Origin of the sequence: Spirillospora sp. NPDC048911 (assembly GCF_043198015.1) — a bacterium.
GTDB lineage: Bacteria > Actinomycetota > Actinomycetes > Streptosporangiales > Streptosporangiaceae > Spirillospora.
In genome coordinates this window covers 564,957-584,368 of record NZ_JBICUD010000006.1, presented here as the reverse complement: position 1 = coordinate 584,368, position 19,412 = coordinate 564,957, and the positions used below count along the sequence as shown (strand labels likewise).

Genomic DNA, 19,412 nt, shown 5'->3' with positions numbered 1-19,412 from the left:
TGCGGGGAGGTTGGTGCTCAGCCCTGGCGGCTGCTTGCACCGGCGCGATGCCGACCAACTGCGCCTGGTTGGCGCTGGGACCGGCTTGTCTGCTGTCAGGTGGTTGGAGGGCCTTCTTCGGGGCGTTCGATCGGTTGGGTTTCGGAGGAGCGGCGACGGCGGAGGCCGCGGCGGCCCGCTACCAGGGTGTCGTCTTCCGTGCCCTCGATGATGGCGGCGGCCGTGCGTGGTTTGTCTGGAGGGGGAGGAGGCGTGCCCTGGGATTCGCCGACCTCTACGAAGTGCTTGAGGGCTTCGGTGACTTCCGAATCCGGGTCTGAACCCTCCTGAGGCCAGGCGCCTCGCTTGAACAGCAGAGAGTCGACGGAGAGGCGACCGCCGGCGCCCGCGGCGAAGAGAAGGCTCGCCAAGCCCAGGACCAGGACGAGTTCGTATCCGTACCCCACCTTGTCGCCCTCCACGACCATCAGGCCCTGGTCGGCGTGGACGAAGACGAACGCGCCTGCCATGTCGACGAAGAGAAGCGCGCCCGCGACAGGGAGGCCGGCGCCGGCGATGAGGGCGGCGCCGCCCAGCAGTTCGACGAACGCCGCGTATGCGGCGGAGGCCGTGGGGAGGGGGACGCCCAGGTCGTCGAAGCTCTGGCCGGTCGCGGTAATGCCTGCCTCGAGCTTCTCCCAGCCGTGGGCGATGAAGACGACCCCTACGGCGATCCGTGCGAGCAGGGCCACGACGTCGTAGAACAGCGATTGAGGGCGCATTGACGTCGCTCCTTCCGTATCGGTGGGGCCGCTCGTGAGTATGACCCCTGCCAGGGCGAGTTCGCGAACCTCCCTGGCCAGAGGCCGGAGCGGATGCGGCGGGTGTTGTCGCCCGCAAGCCGTTCCTGGTCATAGGTTGGTGAACGTCGGATGAGAGGGAGTGCGTAGATGTCGATGCAGAAGGGCGCCAACACGGCGGTGCCCGTGGCCTCGGTCCGGGTCGAGCTGGGATGGCAGGGCGGCCCTGGCGTGCCCGATGCCGACGCTTCCGCGCTATTGCTCGCCGGAACGGGGAAGGTTCGTTCGGACGACGATTTCGTCTTCTACAACCAGCCGGTGCACGGTTCTGGTGCGGTTCGGCACGAAGGCAAGCAGCGGGGGCCGACCGTACGGGACGTCCTCGCGGTAGACCTGGCGGCGGTCGAGACGGGCATCGAGAAGATCGTGGTCGCGGCCTCGGCTGATGGAGGTACGTTCGGCCAGTTCCAGGGGCTGTACGTGCGCGTGCTGGACGCGTCCGCCGGCACCGAGGTCGCGCGCTTCGACAACCCTGGGGCCACTACCGAGACGGCCTTCGTCCTAGGGGAGCTCTACCGGCGCCAAGGGGCCTGGAAGTTCCGCGCTATCGGGCAGGGGTACGACTCGGGGCTCGCTGGGCTGGCCACTGACTTCGGCATCTCTGTAGACGAGCCGAGCCAGAGCGCTGCCCCGCCCGTGCCGCCGCCTCCTCCTGCGCCGCCGCAACCGCAGTATGGGCAAACCCCGCCGTCGCCTCCGCAGCCACAGTATGGGCAGACTCCTCCACCCCCGCCGCAGTACGGCCAGACGCCTCCGCCCCCGCCGCAATACGGGCAGACCCCGCCACCAGCGCCGCAGTATGGGCAGGCTCCGCCGCCTCCGCCGCAATACGGGCAGGCTCCGCCAGCGCCGCAGTATGGGCAGCCGCCCGCAGCGGGATACGGGCAGCAGGCCCAGCCTCCGGCTGGCGGCGGGAAGATTTCGCTGACGAAGAGCTCCCCGTCGGTGTCGCTGACCAAGCACGGCGCCACGTCGGGGAACATGCGGGTCAACCTCAACTGGACCGCGCGCGAGGGCGTCGCGACCGGGCGGTTCGGCAAGCGCCGCCGTGGCTATGACCTCGACCTCGACCTGTGCTGTCTCTGGGAGCTGATGGACGGCCGCAAGGGCATCATCCACGCCGTCGGCGACTTCGGGGCGCTCGACCGTCCGCCGTACATCCTGCTCGACAAGGACGACCGTACGGGCTCGGTCGAGACCGGCGAGAACCTCACGATCAACCTCGACTTCGCCGCGCAGTTCAAGCGCATTCTGGTGTTCGCGGAGATCTACGACGGCGCCGACGACTTCCGGGGCCTGGACGCGATCGCCACGCTCTATCCGGTGGGCTCACCGCCGATCGAGATGCGCATGGACGACTGCCACGACGCTTCGCGGGACGCCGTCCTCGCCCTCATCGAGAACATGAACGGTGAACTCGTCGTACGCCGCGAGGGCCGGTTCGTCCTGCCTCCGCCCGGTCGCCCGCGCTGGGGCAAGATGTCGGTCGACCAGGCGTACACCTGGAACCTCGAATGGGTCGCCTCCCGAGGCAAGGACTGATCCTTACTACGTCAAGGAATCGGTTGGGAGCACAACGGGTTTCTTCTCGCGGTGCTCCACCAGGCACGTTCGCCACGACAGCGCGGGGCACAACGCGTCTCCACTACTGGAGGCGGCGTGCCCTGCGCTGTCCATTGGCTGTGCCTAGGGCTTGATGGCTTCGGCGAGTTTCTTGTCTCTGCTCACCCGTACGAGAGCGGCTGCGAAGCGAGCCAGCTCCTTGTCAGGAGCTTCGCCGGCCAGGCGTTCAGGGTCGGTGGACAGGCCCAGGCGTTCGGCGCCCTTGAGCGCCTGACTGTCGAAGTAGGGGCGCAGCCAAGGCCACATGGCCTGTGCCTCGCGGCAGAAGATGTCGACGCCCGTCGGGCCGATCCCGGGGAACTCGCGCAGCAGCTTGCCGGCGCGTTCCCTGTCCCGCCCCGACTCGATCGCGAGCCGCCGCAGGTCGCCCTGGTACTTGTCCTGGATCATCTCCGCCATGTCGCCGAGCCGTGTCGCGGTGCTCTCGTCGTAGCGGACGTAGTGTCCCCGGCCCAGTGCGTCCACGCGGTCCTGCCAGCTCAGCCTGCTCATGCCGCGCGGTGTGCCGCCGCCCGCCTCGAACAACTCCTTGGCTGCCGCCATCGCGATGTCCGACGAGATGCGGGTGCTCATCAGGTTGGCCAGCACCAGCAGCTTGAAGAGCGCGGCCGGTTGCTCCTTCAGAGGGACTCCGGCCTCCTCCGCATAGGTCGTGCCCGCCTCTCGCATCAGCTTTCGTACGACAGCGTCCATGGCATCGTCCTCCCGTCATCGAGCGGCTTACCCCGGCTGGATGGAACAACTCCGCCGAAGGGACGCGATGACGTCAGATCAGGCTGAGCTGTCCTTCCCCTGCGAGCGGGTCGCGGTGCTTCTTAAGGTGACGCCATTGCGGAAGGTCGTCCAGGTATGACCACGACATCCGGTGATGCGGCGTGGGCCCGTGCTCCTGGAGCGCCTTCTGGTGAACGGGCGACGGGTAACCGGCGGACGCGCCGAAACCGTACGCAGGGAACTCCGGATCCAGATCGGCCATCAGGCGATCGCGATGCACCTTGGCCAGGACGGACGCTGCCGCGACCGTCACCGACCGCTGGTCGGCCTTGACCTCGCATCGCACGCGCCAGGGCCGTTTCAAGAAGTCGTTGTTGCCGTCGAGGATGACCATGTCGGGCGGCTCCGGAAGAGCCGCCAGGGCGCGCAGAGCGGCGCGGCGCAGGGCCTCCGTCATTCCTGCCTCGTCGATCTCTTCCGGTGAGGACGAACCGATGGCGTACGAGGTGAGCCACTGGGGCAGCACGTCGGCGAACGCTTCCCGGTGTGCCTGCGTGAGAAGTTTCGAGTCGGTGAGCTTGATGATGCGCTTGCCGCGTCCAGGTAGTTCTGGCGGCGGGCTGAGATCGGTGACCGCCGCGCACACTACGACGGGGCCCGCCCAGGCGCCGCGTCCGACCTCGTCCACCCCGGCGATCCGCAGAGCGCCGCCTGCTCGTAGCTGATTCTCGATCTCGTACCCGGCCACGCGGGGCAGTGGCAGCCGCGCTGACCCTTCGCCTGCTCCTTCGAGACCCGGCAGCGGCCCACCATCGCCGGCATTCGCCTGAGGCGCGATGCGGGAGCCGCCCGACCTCCGGAGGGCAGCGGTCTCGGGCCGGTCGGCCGCCGGGGAGTGGTCGGAGGCCGGGGTCGGGTTGGTCAAGAGGGAGCTCCGGTGGCGGTGTCTGCGCTGCTACGACGTTGCTTGGACGAAGGCGACGATCTCGTGGGCGAGACGTTCCCCATCGTCCTCCTGCAGGAAGTGTCCCGCTCCCTCGATCGTAGGATGGCTGACGCCTGCTTGGGGCAACGACGCGGCGCCAGGGACGAGCTGGCTGAAGAGCGGGGCCATGGGGCCCGTGATGGGATCCTGGTCGCTGAAGGCCACCAGGAATGGCTTCTCCCACTTGCGTAGAACGTCCCAGGCATCGCGATTGGGCTGGGCCTCGGGATCGTCTGGGCCGGCCGGGACGAGACCGGGCATGGCGCGGGGACCCGCCTTGTACGACTCGTCCGGGAAGGGCGCGTCGTACGCGGCGCGAACGTCGTCCGTGAGTGTCGTACGGCAGCCGGACTGGATCCCCCGGGCCACGTCGAACTCCGGTGCCGTACGGACGGACTCGCGGAACCGCAACCACGTCTCCGGCATCGGAAAATCGCCCGTCGGCAAGCCGGTGTTGGCCGCGACGATACGGGCGAAGCGTTCAGGATGGGCCACGGCCAGCCGCAGCCCGATCAAACCGCCCCAGTCCTGCCCGACGAGGGTGACGTCGTGCAGGTCGAGCACGTCGAACGCGAGGCAGCGGGTCCATTCGATGTGCCGGGCGTACGTGTGGTCGCCGATATCGGCGGGCTTGTCGGAACGTCCGAAACCGACCAGGTCGGGAGCGATCGCGCGCAGGCCCGCGTCCGCCAGCACCGGCATCATGCGCCGGTAGAGGAACGACCAACTCGGTTCGCCGTGCAGACACAGCACCACGGGCCCGTCCGCGGGACCGGCCTCGACATACGCCATCCGCAGCGTTCCGCCGTCCTGGGTGGGGACGTCGGCGTAGCACGGCTCGTACGGGAAGTCGGGCAGGGCGCCGAATCGTTCCTCAGGCGTACGTAGGATTCGCATGTCGCCCATGATGTCAGCGGACACTTGCACGTCCAGAGCGCTACGGCGCCGGCCGCGGATCGACGACCTCGATAGTTTGCCGGTAAGTGATCAATCGATTTCCTAGAGTGATATGAGACGCCTTATGTGCTCATGCACTGTGGGGGAGATTCGTGAACGTGCCGATGGGGCGCCCGCAGCCGGGCAATCTACCTGGCGACACGAATACTTTCGTCGGGCGGCGGGACGAGGTGGCGCAGGTCCAGCAGTTGCTTGGGCGATCCAGGCTGGTGACGCTGACCGGTGTGGGCGGAGTGGGGAAGACCCGGTTGGCGCTGCAGGTCGCGGCGTTGTGCAGGGGAGAGTACGACGACGGCGTCTGGCTGGCGGAGTTGTCAGGGGTCCGTGATGCCGTCGTGGTTCCGCACACGGTGGTCGAGTCGCTGGCGGTGGTGGATCAGAGCATGCGCCGGCAGGTGGATGTGCTGGCCGAATTCGTGGCGCACAAGGAACTGCTGCTGATCCTGGACTCCTGCGAGCACATGGTCGACGCGAGCGCGCTGCTCGTCGAGGTGCTCCTGAACGCGGGTCCAGGAGTGCAGATCCTGGTGACCAGCCGGCAGCGGCTCGAAGTGTCCGGTGAGCAGGTGTTCGTCGTGCCGCCGCTGCCGGTTCCCGATCCGTCGGCCGCCGATCCGTCGGCCGCCGATCCGTCGGCCGCTGAGTCATCGGCCGCCGAGTTGCCGACGCCGGCGCCGGTGCCGGACGCGGTGGCGTTGTTCGCGGATCGCGCCTCGGCCAGTGATCCGGACTTCAGGCTCACCGATGACAACCGTGCCGCGGTGACCAGGCTGTGCGCCCGCTTGGACGGGCTTCCGCTGGCGATCGAGCTGGCCGCGGGCCAGACTCGGCTGCTGTCGGTGGAACAGATGGACGCCCTGCTGGCAGACCATGGCAGGCTGCCCGACATCGCCGAATCCGGCGAGGGGCATCGGCACGTGACGTTGCGGACCGCGATCGGGTGGAGCCATGAGCTGTGCAGCCCGTACGAGCGGTTGTTGTGGGCAAGGCTGTCGGTGTTCCCCGCCTGGTTCGACCTGGAGGCGGTCGTGGCCGTGTGCGCGGACGACCGGCTGTCGTCCGAGCGCGTGAACGCGCTGCTTTCCGCGCTTGTCGACAAGTCGATCGTGTTGGTCCGGCCCACTTCGCACGGCTCGCAGTTCCGGTTGCTGGACACCGTCCGTGACTACGGCCTGGGCTGGCTTCGCGAACTCGGTGAGGAGAAGCAGATCCAGCGTCGCCACCTTGGCCATTACGGTGACGTGGCACGGCGTTTCCACGAGAGCTGGAACGGCCCGGAGCAGATCGCCTGGGTGCATCGGATCAAGCAAAAGGTGCCCAATCTGCGCGTCGCCCTGGAATTCGCCCTCACCGAACCCGGCGAACGGCACAACGCGCTGGAGTTGGCTCGTCACCTTCACCACTACTGGATCGTGTGCGCTCCGAAGGAAGGCGGCTACTACCTGGACCGTGCCCTCGCCGCCGCTCCTGCCGACCATGTTCACCGCGCCGGGGCGCTGAACGTACGGGCCTGGTGCGCGATGTTCCTGGGTGACGGGGCCGGGGCCAAGGCCGCGGGCACCGCCTCCAAGGAAGTCGCAGAACAGACCGGTGACCTGGTGTCCCTTGCCGACGCCAATCTCTTCTTCGGAAATCATCACCTGCTTTATGGCGATCCACCGCAAGGCATACCCCACCTGCTGCAGGCGATGAAGCGATATCAGAGCTGTGGCGACCCGGTCGTCCGGGTGCCTCCGACGTTGTGCGCCTTGGCGACCATTTCGCTGCGAGCCGGAGCGCTCGACGCGGCCGTGGCCGGTTACGAGCGGGTGCGATCCATCTGTGCCGACAACGGCGAGCAATATGTGCGGTCCCATGTCGACTATTTGCAGGCGCAGGCCGAGTTGGCTATCGGCGACACTCGCGCCGCGGCGAAGCACGCGCGAGCGGCTCTGCGCACGAAGGTGAGGCTGGGGGACATGGTCGGTGTGGTCCTGTCGATCGACACCTTGGCCGGTACGGCAGCCGCGACCGGCCAGCTCCAGCGTGCGGCGCGTCTTTTCGGGCTCGCCCACCACATCGCAGGACGGCACGGCATTCGCTACCGGGAGCTGACCGCCATCCGTACCGAAGCCGAGCCCAAGGTTCAGGACATGCTCGGTGCCGCCGCCTACGAAACCATCTTCCGCCAAGGCCAACGGTTCGACGTCGACCAAGGCATTGCCTACGCCCTGGAAGACAAGGCAAGGGCCAAGAACACGACTCCAGGCTGACCGGACGAAATCGCGCGGCTCTAGAGCCAGCCGTTGTGGCGGGCTGTGCCTACGGCCTCGATGCGATTGCGGGCGCCGGTCTTGCCGATGGCAGAGGAGAGGTAGTTGCGGACCGTGCTCTCCGACAGGTGCAGGCGGGTGGCGATGTCGGCGACCGTGGAGCCGTCGGCCGCGGCCGTCAGCACGTCGCGTTCGCGGTCCGTGAGCGGGTTGGGGCCCACCGACAGGGCGGCGGTGGCGAGGGCGGGGTCCACGACCTGCTCGCCGGCGAGAACGCGGCGGATCGCGTCGACGAGGTCCTCGATCGGCCCGTCCTTGACCAGGAAGCCGCTCGCTCCGGCCTCCATCGCGCGGCGCAGGTAGCCGGGACGCCCGAACGTCGTGACGATCAGGACCTTGCAGGACGGCAGCTCGCGGCGCAGGTCGGCGGCGACGTCCAGGCCGCTGCGGCCGGGCATCTCGATGTCGAGCAGGGCGACGTCGGGCCGGGCCTCGAGCGCCGCCGCGAGCGCGGAGCCTCCGTCCGCGACCTGGGCGACGACCTCGACGTCCTCTTCGAGGTCGAGCAGGAGGGCGAGCGCGCCGCGCATCATGCCCTGGTCCTCGGCGAGCAGAACTCTGATCACATCGCCATTGTCCTTCACGGCGCCCCGGTGAGCGGTACGGAGACCCTCAGCGTGTAGCCGCCGCCAGGCGCCAGGCTGGCCTCCACAGTGCCGTTCGCGGCGGCCAGGCGTTCCCTGAGGCCCTTCAGCCCATGACCGCCCGGCCCCATCGAGAGCCCGGGACCGATCGTGGCTCCAAAGCCGCCGCAAGCGGGCATGCCGGCATTGCCACCGACATCCACCGTCGTCCCGTGATGAGTGGCGGGCGTTTGACCGCCGTCCACGCCGGGGCCGTCGTCGTGGATCTCCAGCACGGCGAGATCGCCGCCGGTGCGGAGGACGATCTCGCAGCGCCGGGCGCCGCTGTGCCGGATCACGTTCGTGATCCCCTCCCGTACCGCCCAGCCCAGCAACGCGTCGGGCTCGGGCGGCGGCGCCGCGCCGTCGCGACGGACGGCCGGCTCGATCCCGGCGTCGGCCAGGGCGGCGCACGCGGCGTCCAGTTCGGCGGTCAGACCGCGTCCCCGGTAGCCGGAGACCGCCTGGCGCACCTCGCCGAGCGCTTGGCGGCCCACGGTCTCGATGTCGGCGGCCTGCTCGGCCGCCACCTTCGGATCGCGCTCGACGATCCGCCGGACGGCCTGCGCCTTCACCACCATGATCGACAGGGTGTGCCCGAGGAGGTCGTGCAGGTCACGCGAGAAGCGGAGGCGCTCCTCGACGACGGCGGCGTGCGCGAGCTCCTCGCGGGCCTCGCGCAGCATGCCGATGACGACGAAGAGGCGCAGCACGATCGCGGTCACCAGCCCGGCGGTCGCCGTTCCGTACGCGTAGCCGAGCATGCTCTGTCCGCTCTCACCGGCCAGCCAGGGGACGAGGATCGACAGCACCGTCGGTGTGCCGATGATTGCGAGGAGGGGCAGGTCCGGCCCGTTCTCCCGGGCTCGCACATGACCTGCCAGCGCTCCGGAGGCGAGTCCCAGCATCGGGAAGAGCGGATACCAGTCGTCCCCGAACCCGAACGTGGACGCCGCAACGACGGCCATGAGCGCGCCGAGCAGCAGGAACGGTGCGCGCAGGGAAACACGTGCGCTGAACGAGGTGAACACGACCGCCACATACAGCGCGCTGGTCGCCACGATCGCAGGCAACGCCAGCCATAGCGGTGGCCCGTTTCCATCGCTCAGAACATCCTTGATGGGCCACGCCAGGAAAAGCTGCCAGATGCACAACGACCCAGGGCTCGGGCCGCCTCGATCGATTTTCTCAAGGTCGATGTCCGGACGCCGTCGCCGTCTGCCCGCGGCCTGGCCACTCACCTGGCGCTCACCTCGTTCACGCACGTCAGAGTATGCCGGTCCTTCTGCGAAGTTCACGCGGCCCGGTCTGCGCGGTGGTACGCGAAGACGGCCAAGACCGCGAACGCCGTCGCCCACGTCGCCAGCACGGCCCGCCCAGCACTGACAGGCCCATGTGGCAGACCATGTCCGCCATCTGCGCGCGCCGAGCGGTCATGAGGGTTCGTCGATCTTGTTTCTCACACGGTCGACGCTACGAGCGCGTGGGGTGCGGTCGGCAGGGCCGCCAATCCACTGTTGCGCAGTACAAATGTCCTGTCCGCCGGGTCCGTGGCGATGGTGAAGCGGAAGAAACCTTCATGGTTCTGTCTCGGCAGGTGTCAACGAACCGGGCGCCAGGAGTCCCGTTCGAGCCTGTCCTGCGCTTTACTCGCCTGTGATGGCACTGTTCGGGAGATCCCGCTCCCGCCCGGCGGGCACCGCGGCGCGGGATCTATTCGAGCGCCTGCGATGGCGTTATTTCCAGGTCCAGGCCGGGCTGCGTTTCCTGGGCGGGCTGCTGCTGCTCGGCCTGGTGGTGGCGGGGGCCGTGGTGGTGAACGGGCCGGTGCTCAGCGCCGCCGCGTTCACCCTCATCCTGCTGATCGTGGTGCACCTGACGCTGCGGTCGCCCGCGGGCATGGCCATGGTTTCGGTGATCGTGGGCTGGCTCGTGGTGTCGGTTCCGCTCGGCCATATGTACCCGGGGCACGAGGATCAGCGGCCCTACCTGAGCCCGTCCCTGCTCTTGGCGCTCCTTGCGTTGCCTGTCGCGTTCGTGGCGTTGCGGCTGCGCGGGTACGCACCCTGGCGTACGGCGCTGCTCGCCCTTGCCGCCGCCGGGGTGGCCACGGCTGCGACAGCGCATCCACTGGCCGAGCTGAAGGTCTTGCCTGGCTGGCTGGTGGCGCTCGCCTTGCTGGTCTATCGATGGGATCAGGCGCGGCGTTCGGTACCTGCCGAGGCGTACGAGACGGGCTGGGTCCAGGAGCAGTCCAATCAGAGAGGCGACGGCACCGCGACGTCCGGTAAATCTCGTTCCGACCGGCGCACAGGCCCTGGCTCAGGTAACGGGCCCGGGGCAGCGGCAGGTTCGGGCAACGGGTCAGGAGATGGCGCGGGCAACGGATCGAGCAACGGGCCAAGCAATGGACCTGGGGCGGGGTCAGGTTCCGGAGGCGCGTCGTGGCCGGGGACCGGCCCAGGGTCACGCAAGGGGCCGAAGTCAGGCAGCGGTCCGCGCTCGGGTGGCGGCGGCGCAGGGAAGGGCGGATCCGGCGTTGGCGGCGGGGCCGGAAGCGGCTCGGGGAACGCGTCTGGAAAGGGCTCAGGGAGTGGATCGGCTTCGGGCGGGGATGACGGAACGCCGAACGACGCAGGGGTGCCCGCCGCCACGCAGGCGGCGTACGAGGCGCGCGCGGCGGCGCAGGCTCAGGTGATCGGCGGCGGTGAGGCGGGGCGGGACGACGGCATGCGGGACGGAAGCCCGGAGGACCAGCCGGAGATCTCGGTCGCCGAGGCGCTCGCCGAGCTGACCGAGATGATCGGGCTGGAGCCGGTGAAACGCCAGGTCCGTTCCATCGCCGCGTCCATCGAGGCCGCGCATCTGCGGGCCGCCGCCGGGGTGCCGACCGAGAAGCCCATGCGGCACTTCGTCTTCGTCGGGCCGTCGGGCACCGGCAAGACCACCGTGGCGCGCGTCCTCGCCAAGATCTTCTACGCGTTCGGGCTGCTGCCGACACCCAGCCTCGTGGAGGCGCACCGGGCCGACCTCGTCGGCGAGTTCCTCGGCGCCACGGCGATCAAGACCAACCAGCTCGTCGACTCCGCGCTCGGCGGCGTGCTGTTCGTGGACGAGGCGTACGCGCTGGTGAACTCCGGCGAGGGCCAGCCGGACCGCTTCGGCAACGAGGCCGTGCAGACGCTCCTCAAGCGCGCCGAGGACGATCGCGACAATCTGGTCATCATCCTCGCCGGGTACGAGGCGCAGATGGCGGAGTTCCTCGACTCCAACCCTGGGCTGGCCTCGCGTTTCGGCACGCGCGTCCACTTCCCCTCGTACCGCACGGCCGAGCTCCTCTGCATCGCCGACTACCACACCGACCTGCGCGACGACCGGCTCGACGACGAGGCCAGGCGCCGCCTGAGCGCCCGCTTCGAAGAGATCGAACGGCGCGGCATCGTCGACGAGCTCGGCAACGGGCGGTTCGTGCGCTCGCTCACCGAGGCGGCCGCCCGCGCGCGCGACGTCCGCGTCGTCGAGGCCGCCGGCCGGCCGACCGCCGACGACCTCGTCACGCTGCGCGCCGAGGACGTCGAGACCGCGTTCGCCGAGCTCACCGAGCGGTACCGCGGGTACGCCGAGACGCCGACGCTCGACGAGGCCCTCGGCTCCCTCGACGCGATGATCGGGCTGTCCGCGGTCAAACGCCAGGTGCGGGAGATCGCCGCCCAGCTCCAGGTCGCCCAGATGCGCGCCGAACAGGGCCTGGTCACCCGCTCGCCGACCCGCCACTTCGTCTTCACCGGCCCGCCCGGCACCGGCAAGACGACCGTCGCCCGCGTCCTCGGCCGGATCTTCGCCGCGCTCGGCCTCCTGGCGCGGCCCTCGGTGGTCGAGGCCCAGCGCGCCGATCTCGTCGGCGAGCACCTCGGCGCCACCGCCCTCAAGACCAACAAGATCATCGATTCGGCGCTCGGCGGCGTGCTGTTCGTGGACGAGGCGTACGCGCTGAGCAATCCCGGCTACAGCGGCGGCGACGCGTTCGGCGCCGAAGCCGTCCAGACCCTCCTCAAACGGGCAGAGGACGACCGCGACCGGCTCGTCGTCGTCCTGGCGGGTTACGACCAGGACATGGAACGGTTCCTGGCCTCCAACCCCGGTCTGGGCTCGCGCTTCGACGTGCGGGTGGACTTCCCCTCGTACGGCCCGGACGAGCTCCTCCAGATCGCCCAGCTGATCGCCGAGCAGGAAGGCGACCGCTGGGAAGAACAGGCCCTGGACGACCTCGCCCTGGTCTTCCAGCGGGCCTGCGGCACGGGACGCATCGACGAACTGGGCAACGGCCGCTTCGCGCGTTCCCTGTACGAGAAGGCCTGCGCCTCGCGCGCCCTGCGCGCCGCCCAGCTCGGCCCGGCCGCGACCGCCGCCGACCTCACCATCCTGACCACCGACGACGTCCGCGCGGCGTTCGCCGAAGTGACCCACCGCCTCGTCTGAACACGCCGCGGCTTTGTCGGAGGGATGCGGTCTAATCAGTTCATGGCATCGGTCACTTGGAGTCAGGTCCTGGCCTGGCGGATGCGGCGGCAGCTGCTCGAACCGGCCGGAGATCTTCCAGCGGCGGAGGTCGCGCGGCGGCTGGCCGGCGTGCAGGCCCAGGTCGCGTCGTCCGCGGAGCTGGCGGTCGCGGTCCGGCAGGCGGCGCCCGCGCCCGGGGAGGTGCGGACGGCGCTCCGGGACGAACGGTCGCTCATCAAGACCTGGGCGATGCGGGGGACGCTCCACCTCCTGCCCGCCGACGAGGCCGGGGCCTATCTCGCGTTGTGCGCCACGGCCCGCCACTGGGAGAAGCCTTCGTGGACCAAGACCTTCGGCGCGACCCCCGCCGACCTGGAGGCGATCGCCGAGGCCGCCGGCGAGGCGCTGGCCGGGGGAGCGGCGCTCACCCGCGAGGAGCTGAACGCGGCGATCGTGGAGAGGACGGGCTCGGAGCATCTGGCCGAGGTCCTGGGGTCGGGCTGGGGGACGCTGCTCAAGCCGCTCGCCTGGTGGGGCGTGCTCTGCTACGGCCCCTCGCAAGGCCAGCGCGTCACGTTCGCGTCCCCTGAGCGGTTCGTTCCGGGCTGGAAGGGGCTGCCTCCAATCGAAAACGCGGCCCACACGGCGATACGGGCCTTCCTTGGGGCGCATGGGCCCGCGACGCCTGACATGTTCGACAACTGGCTGATACGCAAGGCGTCCCGCAAAAAGGATGTCAAAGCATGGTTCGCCGCGGCGGGCGAGCTGGCCACAGTAGAGGTCGAGGACGTGGAGATGTTCGTTCTACCCGAACATCTGGACGAGCTCCTCGACACCGAACCGACGCGTTCCGTACGTCTCCTCGGCGGATTCGACCAGTACATATTGGGCGCTGGAACGGGCGCCACGTACCTCATCCCGGCCGAGCGCCGCACCGAGGTGAGCCGGGCGGCGGGCTGGATCTCACCGGTCGTCCTGCACGAAGGCCGCGTGGCCGGAGTCTGGGAGGCCAAGAACGGCGACATCACCGTCACGCCCTTCGAAGACGTCCCGGCCAAGCCTCTGGCCGCCGAGATCGAAAGGATCACCCCACTCCTCACCTCAGCCGCCAGCGAGTAGCCGCAGGTGTCCTAGTCCGGCGCGCGCATGCCGCGTTCCTGCTCGTACCCCACGGTGAGTGTCTGCGCCCACCAGTGGTCGACCCCCTGCTCCTCGGTGAGCCAGCGCACGATTTCGCCATGTTTGTGGCTTTCGGCTCCCCACTCGTCCAGGAGCACGAACCAGTCGTCCCACCTGCGCGCCGTGCCCTCCTGGACGGTGACCCTGGACGTGAGGCCCCCGGCACCCGGGGCTTTCGGCGTGGACGGCTTCCGGCTCATGATCGGTTCCTTCCCCCTCCGCACCGCAGTCAAGGCTTCGACCTGCCCATCGAGCGGCCCAAGGGCAGAAACTCTCAGAGCTTGAGATCTCCGACCGTCACGGCCTTGGCCCCCGCAGGCAGGTCGTAGACGAGCGCCACCGTCGTTCTCGCGCCTGGGTCGAGACCGTTGAGCTTGGCCGCGCCCAGTCATGGGGTTGGGGCCCCTCAGGGGCCCCTCAGGGGGTCGTGGGGGGCCAGGTGGTGAGGAGTAGGTCTACGGCCTCGTGGAGTTCTTTGGCGGTGGCGCCGGTGGTGGCTTGGACCGAGAGGCCGTAGGTCGTCGTCCAGACCAGGCGGGCCAGGGCGTTGGGGTCGGCGTCGGGCGGGAGGTCGCCTTCGGCCTGCGCTCGTTCGAAGCGGGCGCGGAGGGCTTCGTGGCCCGCTCGGCGGCGGGCGTTCAGCTCGTCGCGGGCGCAGGCGCCTTGCTCGCCGGTGGCCAGGGCGCCCTGGACGAAGAGGCAGCCGCCGGGGGAGGACGTCGTGAGGTCTACGGCGCCGCGCATGATGGTCTCGGCGGCGGCGCGGGCGGTCGGTGCGGCCAGGGCCTTGTCGACGTAGCTGGCGGGGCCTTCGCTGTAGCGGTCGAGGGCCTTGATGAAGAGCGCTTCCTTGTTGCCGTACGCGGAGTAGAGGCTCGGCTTGTTGATGCCCATCGCCTCGGTCAGGTCGGAGAGCGCGGTGCCCTCGTAGCCCTGGCGCCAGAAGACCTCCAGCGCCCGGTCCAGGCGCTCGTCGACGTCGAACTCGCGTGGGCGTCCCGTCATCGTCCCCTCCGTTGCACTATCCGTACCGATCGGTATAGTACTCCGCATCTGTTTCGTACCGCTCGGTACATAAGGGGAGGTTCGGCATGGGCAAGGCGTTGGAGGGCAAGGTCGCGCTGGTGACCGGTGGGTCGCGGGGCATCGGCGCGGCGACGGCGCGGGCGCTGGCGGACGCCGGTGCGGACGTGGCGATCAGCTACGCCGCCTCGGCGGGCAAGGCGGCCGATGTGGTCCGGGATCTGGAGGCGCGGGGGGTGCGGGCGAACGCCTACAAGGCAGACCAGGCGGATCCGCAGGAGGTCGCCGGGCTGGTCGAGGGCGTGGCCGCCGACTTCGGGGCCCTGGACGTGCTCGTCAACAACGCCGGGGTGATCACGTATGGGGGCGTGGACGGCGAGATCGACGAGGCGGCGTTCGAGCACATGTACGCGGTCAACGTGAGGGGCGTCGTCGCGGGCACGCGGGCCGCGGCGAAGGTCATCGGCGATGGCGGGCGGATCATCACGGTGGGGTCCAACCTCGCGAGCCGGACGAGTTTCCCGGGGCTGGCCGACTACGCGGCGACCAAGGCCGCGATCGTCGCGTACGCGCAGGGCGCCGCGCGCGACCTGGCGCCGCGGGGCGTGACGGTCAACGTGCTGCAGTCGGGTTCGGTGGCGACGGACATGAATCCCGAGGACGGGCCCACCGCCGACGCCCAGCGGGCCACCAACGCCCTGGGGCGGTACGGGCGTCCGGAGGAGATCGCTGCCGGGATCGTCTTCCTGGCGAGTCCGGCCGCGTCGTTCGTGACGGGCACCGTTCTGACCATCGACGGCGGGTCCCTGGCCTGAGTCGCCCGCGGGCGGCGGCGGTTAGGGTCGCGGTGTGGCGTCACACGAAGATCAGACCGAGTACCGCCAGACCCCCTACGCGCCGCCGCCCGGTGCGACCCAGGTCCTGCTCGTCCGGCACGGGGCGTCCGAACCCGCACGGCCCGGCCGGCCGTTCCCGCTGGTGGACGGGCACGGCGACCCCGAACTCGCGCCGGAGGGGCGCGAGCAGGCCGAACGGGTCGGAGAACGGCTGAGCAAGGTCCGGCTCGATGCCGTCTACGTGACGTCGCTCAGGCGGACCGCGCAGACCGTCGCGCCGCTGGTGAGGCTGACCGGGATCGAGCCGCGCGCCGAGAAGGATCTGCGCGAGGTGCGCCTGGGGGAGTGGGAGGGCGGCCTCTTCCGCAGGATGATCCACGAGAACGGGCCGATCGCGCAGCGGTTCTGGGCCGAGGAACGGTGGGACGTCATCCCGGGCGGAGAGCCGACCGAGGTGTTCGCGGCCCGGGTGCGGGGGGCCATCGATCGGATCGCGGCGGCGCATCCGGACGGGCGGGTCGCGGTGTTCACCCATGGCGGCGTGATCGCGCAGGCGCTGGCCATGGCCAGCAGGTCACGGCCGTTCGCCTTCCTCGGCGCCGACAACGGATCGATCTCGCAGCTCGTGGTGATCGGCGGGCTCTGGTCCGTCCGCGGCTTCAACGACACCGCCCACCTGGACTCGGGCCTGGGCGCCGGGTTCACCCCGCTGAGCTGACCCCCGCCGGCCATGGTCAGGTCGCCGGTCTGAAGCGGAGACGCTGGCCGGGACGGAGCTGGGCCGCCAGCGGGATGTCGGCCGCCCGGACGACCGCCACCACCGGGTAGCCGCCGGTCGTCGGGTGGTCGGCCAGGAAGAGGATCGGCAGGCCGCTGGGCGGGACCTGGAGCGCGCCGGTCACCATGCCCTCGCTGCCCAGTTCGCCCTCACGGGACCGGGCGCGGAGGAGCTTCGGGCCGTCGAGACGGACGCCCACGCGGTTGCTGTCCGGCGTCACCTCGTACGGCCGCCCGCACAGCACGGAGATCGCCTCGGGCACGAACCAGTCGTCGCGCGGCCCCGGCAGGATCCGCAGGACGGGGACGTCCGGGGGCTGAGCAACGGGGGCGACGTCCACCTCGATGTCGCGCAACCCGGACGACGGGCCGATCGGCAAGCGGTCTCCGGCGGAGAGCGGGGCGGGCCCGAGGCCCGACAGGAGGTCCGTGGATCGGCTGCCGAGCACGGACTCGACGTCGAGTCCGCCGCGTACGGCCAGGTAGGTGCGCAGGCCACGCGCGGGAAGACCCACTTCGACGACACCGTCCGCCGGAATCGGACAGGGCGCGTTCACGCCGTACGCGCGTCCGTTGATGCGGAGCGGGGCCGGGGCGCCGGAGACGGCGATCCACGCGGACCGGTGGAAACGGAAGGCCGCGCCGCCGAGAGTGAGCTCGATGCCCGCCTGACCTTCGGGATTGCCGACGAGACGGTTGGCCAGCCGCAGCGCGCGGGCGTCGGCGGCTCCCGAACATGGCACGCCCAGGTGCGCGTGGCCCGGACGGCCGAGGTCCTGGACGGTCGCCAGCGGCCCGGGTCGGACGACCTCGATCACCCCGCCCCCTCCGAGGAACGTGCTCCCTCCGGCGAACGAGCGGAGCGGACGAAACGGACCCGGGTGCCGGGCTGGAGGAGCGAGGGCGGCTCGCGCGTCACGTCCCACAACCGCAGGTCCGTGCGGCCGAGGAGGCGCCAGCCGCCCGGTGAGGCGGACGGGTAGACGGCGGCGTACGGCCCGGCGATCGCGACCGACCCGGCGGGCACGGAGGTGCGCGGCGACTCGCGGCGCGGGACGTGCAGGGCGGGGTCGAGGCCCGTGAGATACCCGAAGCCCGGCGAGAACCCGAGGTACGCCACGGTGTACGCGGCGGACGCGTGGCGCCGGATCACCTCGTCCCGGGAGAGCCCGGTGAGCGCGGCGACCTCGTCCACGTCCGCGCCGTCGTACAGCACCGGAATCTCCACGGGAGCCGCCCCACCGGCCGCCGACTCGGGCAGGGCCAGCGCGGGCAGCCGGGCGGCGAGGCGGCCGAGGTCGCACCGGGCCGGATCGATGACCACCAGCACCGTGCGTTCGCCGGGCACGACATCCACGACACCCGCCACGGCCGCCTCCCGCACGGCGGCGTGCAGGCGGTGCGCGGTCTCCAGGTCGCCCGTCTCGACCAGGAGCGCGGCGTCGCCCGCCCTCCGGATCCTCACGCGAAGGACTCCAGCGTGACGCCCGCCCCGGCCAGCGCGGCCCGGACGGCCCTGGCGAGCTCGACGGCGCCGGGGGTGTCGCCGTGCACGCAGACCGAACGCGCTTTCAACGGGACCTCGGCACCGTCCACCGCGACGACCGTGCCCGCGACGGCCATCCGGACGGCCCGTTCGGCGACCGCGTCCGGGTCATGGACGACCGCTCCCGGCTCCCGCCGCGACACCAGCCTGCCCTCCGGCGTGTAGGCGCGGTCGGCGAAGCATTCGGCGACGACCGTGAGCCCCTCGGCGACCTTGTACACCGCCGAGCCCGGCAACGTCAGGATCGGCAGCGCCGGATCGTACGCGCGGACGGCGTCGGCCACCGCGCGGGCCTGGACCGGGTCACGGACGATGCGGTTGTAGAGCGCGCCGTGCGGCTTGACGTAGGCGACGCGGCCGTCTTCCGCGCGGGCGATCCCGTCGAGCGCCGCGAGCTGGTAGAGGATCTCGGCCGTCAGTTCCGGCGCCGCGACGTCCATCTCGCGGCGGCCGAATCCGGCCAGATCCCGGTAGGAGACCTGCGCGCCGATCGTCACCCCGCGCTCGACCGCGCCCGCGCACACCCGCCGCATGATGAGCGGATCGCCGGCGTGGAAGCCGCACGCCACGTTCGCGCTGGTGATCACGTCGAGCAGGGCGAGGTCGTCGCCGAGCTCCCAGACGCCGAACCCCTCACCCAGGTCGGCGTTGATGTCGATGACGGGCATGCCCCAGATCTATCACCCGGTCAGAGCGGGGCGGCGTCCGAGTGGTCGGTGATGAACATCCGTCCCGGGGAGTGGGTGATGGCGAACTCCGGCTTGCTCGCCATCAGGACGGCCTGCGGCGTCACGCCGCACGCCCAGAAGACCGGCACGTCGTCCGGCGCGAACTCGACCGCGTCACCGAAATCGGGACGGTTCAGGTCGGCGATCCCCAGTTCGGCGGGGTCGCCGACGTGGATCGGCGGGCCGTGCATCTCCGGATGGCTCGCGCTCACCTCGACCGCGGTCGCCACCAGCGCGGGCGGGATCGGCCGCATCGACACCACGAGGGGCCCGGCGAGCCGTCCGGCGGGGACGCAGGGACGGTTCGTCACGTACATCGACACGTTCCGGTCCTGCCCGATGTGCCGCACCGGCACGCCCGCCGCCGACAGCGCCGCCTCGAAGCTGAAGCTGCACCCGAACAGGAAGCTCACCAGGTCGGGCCGCCAGTACTCGGTGGCGTCGGCCACCTCCGCCAGCAGCACGCCGTTCTCGTAGACCCGGTAGGCGGGCAGGTCGGTCCGCAGGTCCGCGGTCGGCGCGACCTGGCGGGGATGCGGATCGCCGGGGTCGGTCACGTCCAGCAGCGGGCACGGCCCGGGATTGCGGTGCGCGAACAGCAGCGCGTCGAACGCCAGCTCGCGCGGCACCACCAGGAGGTTCGCCTGCGCGTACCCGCGGCACCAGCCGCTCGTCGTCGGCGTCGTGGCGCCCGTGCGGAACAGGGAACGGGCCTGCGTCGGCGTCAGAACCGAGGATCGTTCGAGGGGCTGGGTCATGCAGGCGTCATG

18 protein-coding genes are annotated in these 19,412 nt (G+C 70.4%); 6 read left to right on the top strand and 12 right to left on the bottom strand.

All coding sequences use genetic code 11. From position 1 onward, the window contains the following. Positions 1-95: 95 nt before the first annotated feature. Positions 96-761, bottom strand: a complete 666-nt coding sequence (locus ACGFNU_RS29145) for a DoxX family protein (RefSeq protein ID WP_392598636.1) — start codon at positions 759-761, stop codon at positions 96-98. A 168-nt stretch (positions 762-929) separates the two neighbouring features. Here ACGFNU_RS29145 and ACGFNU_RS29140 point away from each other — a divergent pair, with 168 nt between their 5' ends. Further along, positions 930-2,381, top strand: a complete 1,452-nt coding sequence (locus ACGFNU_RS29140) for a TerD family protein (protein WP_392598634.1) — start codon at positions 930-932, stop codon at positions 2,379-2,381. Positions 2,382-2,525: 144 nt separating this feature from the next. Here the strand turns inward: ACGFNU_RS29140 and ACGFNU_RS29135 are convergent, their stop codons facing one another. The 3 genes from ACGFNU_RS29135 to ACGFNU_RS29125 form a co-directional block, all read right to left on the bottom strand. Further along, the gene (locus tag ACGFNU_RS29135; protein ID WP_392598632.1) at positions 2,526-3,155 is read right to left on the bottom strand and encodes an endonuclease; all 630 of its coding nucleotides are present in this window, start codon (positions 3,153-3,155) and stop codon (positions 2,526-2,528) included. A gap of 73 nt (positions 3,156-3,228) precedes the next feature. Next, complete coding sequence (locus tag ACGFNU_RS29130; RefSeq protein ID WP_392598820.1) at positions 3,229-3,978, bottom strand: ribonuclease HII; 750 nt, start codon at positions 3,976-3,978, stop codon at positions 3,229-3,231. Between the two features lie 153 nt (positions 3,979-4,131). Then, on the bottom strand, positions 4,132-5,058 hold the full coding sequence (locus ACGFNU_RS29125) for a haloalkane dehalogenase (protein ID WP_392598630.1): 927 nt from the start codon (positions 5,056-5,058) through the stop codon (positions 4,132-4,134). Positions 5,059-5,210: 152 nt separating this feature from the next. Between ACGFNU_RS29125 and ACGFNU_RS29120 the strand changes: the two genes are divergently transcribed. Further along, positions 5,211-7,370, top strand: coding sequence for an ATP-binding protein (locus ACGFNU_RS29120; protein ID WP_392598629.1), 2,160 nt, complete (start codon positions 5,211-5,213; stop codon positions 7,368-7,370). 20 nt (positions 7,371-7,390) lie between these two features. On the opposite strand, the gene ACGFNU_RS29115 is transcribed toward ACGFNU_RS29120, so the two are convergent. Both ACGFNU_RS29115 and ACGFNU_RS29110 read right to left on the bottom strand, forming a co-directional pair. After that, the gene (locus tag ACGFNU_RS29115; protein ID WP_392598628.1) at positions 7,391-7,996 is read right to left on the bottom strand and encodes a response regulator; all 606 of its coding nucleotides are present in this window, start codon (positions 7,994-7,996) and stop codon (positions 7,391-7,393) included. Between the two features lie 14 nt (positions 7,997-8,010). Continuing rightward, on the bottom strand, positions 8,011-9,114 hold the full coding sequence (locus ACGFNU_RS29110; protein WP_392598626.1) for a sensor histidine kinase: 1,104 nt from the start codon (positions 9,112-9,114) through the stop codon (positions 8,011-8,013). Positions 9,115-9,712: 598 nt separating this feature from the next. Here ACGFNU_RS29110 and ACGFNU_RS29105 point away from each other — a divergent pair. Together ACGFNU_RS29105 and ACGFNU_RS29100 are read left to right on the top strand one after the other, a co-directional pair. Next, positions 9,713-12,532, top strand: a complete 2,820-nt coding sequence (locus ACGFNU_RS29105) for an AAA family ATPase (protein WP_392598624.1) — start codon at positions 9,713-9,715, stop codon at positions 12,530-12,532. A 42-nt stretch (positions 12,533-12,574) separates the two neighbouring features. Next, positions 12,575-13,672: a winged helix DNA-binding domain-containing protein gene (locus ACGFNU_RS29100; protein WP_392598622.1), complete on the top strand. Its 1,098-nt coding sequence runs from the start codon at positions 12,575-12,577 to the stop codon at positions 13,670-13,672. A gap of 11 nt (positions 13,673-13,683) precedes the next feature. On the opposite strand, the gene ACGFNU_RS29095 is transcribed toward ACGFNU_RS29100, so the two are convergent. Then, positions 13,684-13,932, bottom strand: coding sequence for a DUF4287 domain-containing protein (locus ACGFNU_RS29095; protein WP_392598621.1), 249 nt, complete (start codon positions 13,930-13,932; stop codon positions 13,684-13,686). Between the two features lie 217 nt (positions 13,933-14,149). Further along, a complete protein-coding gene (locus ACGFNU_RS29090) occupies positions 14,150-14,737 on the bottom strand; it encodes a TetR/AcrR family transcriptional regulator (protein ID WP_392598619.1) in 588 nt (195 codons plus the stop codon). A gap of 86 nt (positions 14,738-14,823) precedes the next feature. Here ACGFNU_RS29090 and ACGFNU_RS29085 point away from each other — a divergent pair, with 86 nt between their 5' ends. Both ACGFNU_RS29085 and ACGFNU_RS29080 read left to right on the top strand, forming a co-directional pair. After that, positions 14,824-15,570: an SDR family NAD(P)-dependent oxidoreductase gene (locus tag ACGFNU_RS29085; protein WP_392598618.1), complete on the top strand. Its 747-nt coding sequence runs from the start codon at positions 14,824-14,826 to the stop codon at positions 15,568-15,570. 34 nt (positions 15,571-15,604) lie between these two features. Continuing rightward, positions 15,605-16,309, top strand: coding sequence for a histidine phosphatase family protein (locus ACGFNU_RS29080; protein ID WP_392598616.1), 705 nt, complete (start codon positions 15,605-15,607; stop codon positions 16,307-16,309). 16 nt (positions 16,310-16,325) lie between these two features. Here the strand turns inward: ACGFNU_RS29080 and ACGFNU_RS29075 are convergent, their stop codons facing one another. The 4 genes from ACGFNU_RS29075 to ACGFNU_RS29060 are packed head-to-tail and all read right to left on the bottom strand — an operon-like array spanning position 16,326 to position 19,400. Next, complete coding sequence (locus tag ACGFNU_RS29075; protein ID WP_392598614.1) at positions 16,326-17,186, bottom strand: biotin-dependent carboxyltransferase family protein; 861 nt, start codon at positions 17,184-17,186, stop codon at positions 16,326-16,328. After that, the gene (gene pxpB / locus ACGFNU_RS29070) at positions 17,183-17,833 is read right to left on the bottom strand and encodes a 5-oxoprolinase subunit PxpB (RefSeq protein ID WP_392598613.1); all 651 of its coding nucleotides are present in this window, start codon (positions 17,831-17,833) and stop codon (positions 17,183-17,185) included. Before pxpB ends, ACGFNU_RS29075 begins: the two co-directional genes overlap by 4 nt. Continuing rightward, positions 17,830-18,582, bottom strand: a complete 753-nt coding sequence (locus ACGFNU_RS29065) for a LamB/YcsF family protein (RefSeq protein WP_392598611.1) — start codon at positions 18,580-18,582, stop codon at positions 17,830-17,832. The genes pxpB and ACGFNU_RS29065 overlap by 4 nt, the downstream gene beginning before the upstream one ends. A 20-nt stretch (positions 18,583-18,602) precedes the next feature. After that, on the bottom strand, positions 18,603-19,400 hold the full coding sequence (locus ACGFNU_RS29060; RefSeq protein ID WP_392598610.1) for a putative hydro-lyase: 798 nt from the start codon (positions 19,398-19,400) through the stop codon (positions 18,603-18,605). Positions 19,401-19,412 lie beyond the last annotated feature (12 nt).

Bases quoted from the DNA above. Each gene is read 5' to 3' on its own strand.
- ACGFNU_RS29145 (WP_392598636.1), bottom strand. From the start codon at position 761: ATGCGCCCTCAATCGCTGTTCTACGACGTCGTGGCCCTGCTCGCACGG.
- ACGFNU_RS29140 (WP_392598634.1), top strand. From the start codon at position 930: ATGTCGATGCAGAAGGGCGCCAACACGGCGGTGCCCGTGGCCTCGGTC.
- ACGFNU_RS29135 (WP_392598632.1), bottom strand. From the start codon at position 3,155: ATGGACGCTGTCGTACGAAAGCTGATGCGAGAGGCGGGCACGACCTAT.
- ACGFNU_RS29125 (WP_392598630.1), bottom strand. From the start codon at position 5,058: ATGCGAATCCTACGTACGCCTGAGGAACGATTCGGCGCCCTGCCCGAC.
- ACGFNU_RS29105 (WP_392598624.1), top strand. From the start codon at position 9,713: ATGGCACTGTTCGGGAGATCCCGCTCCCGCCCGGCGGGCACCGCGGCG.
- ACGFNU_RS29100 (WP_392598622.1), top strand. From the start codon at position 12,575: ATGGCATCGGTCACTTGGAGTCAGGTCCTGGCCTGGCGGATGCGGCGG.
- ACGFNU_RS29095 (WP_392598621.1), bottom strand. From the start codon at position 13,932: ATGAGCCGGAAGCCGTCCACGCCGAAAGCCCCGGGTGCCGGGGGCCTC.
- ACGFNU_RS29090 (WP_392598619.1), bottom strand. From the start codon at position 14,737: ATGACGGGACGCCCACGCGAGTTCGACGTCGACGAGCGCCTGGACCGG.
- ACGFNU_RS29085 (WP_392598618.1), top strand. From the start codon at position 14,824: ATGGGCAAGGCGTTGGAGGGCAAGGTCGCGCTGGTGACCGGTGGGTCG.
- ACGFNU_RS29065 (WP_392598611.1), bottom strand. From the start codon at position 18,582: ATGCCCGTCATCGACATCAACGCCGACCTGGGTGAGGGGTTCGGCGTC.
- ACGFNU_RS29060 (WP_392598610.1), bottom strand. From the start codon at position 19,400: ATGACCCAGCCCCTCGAACGATCCTCGGTTCTGACGCCGACGCAGGCC.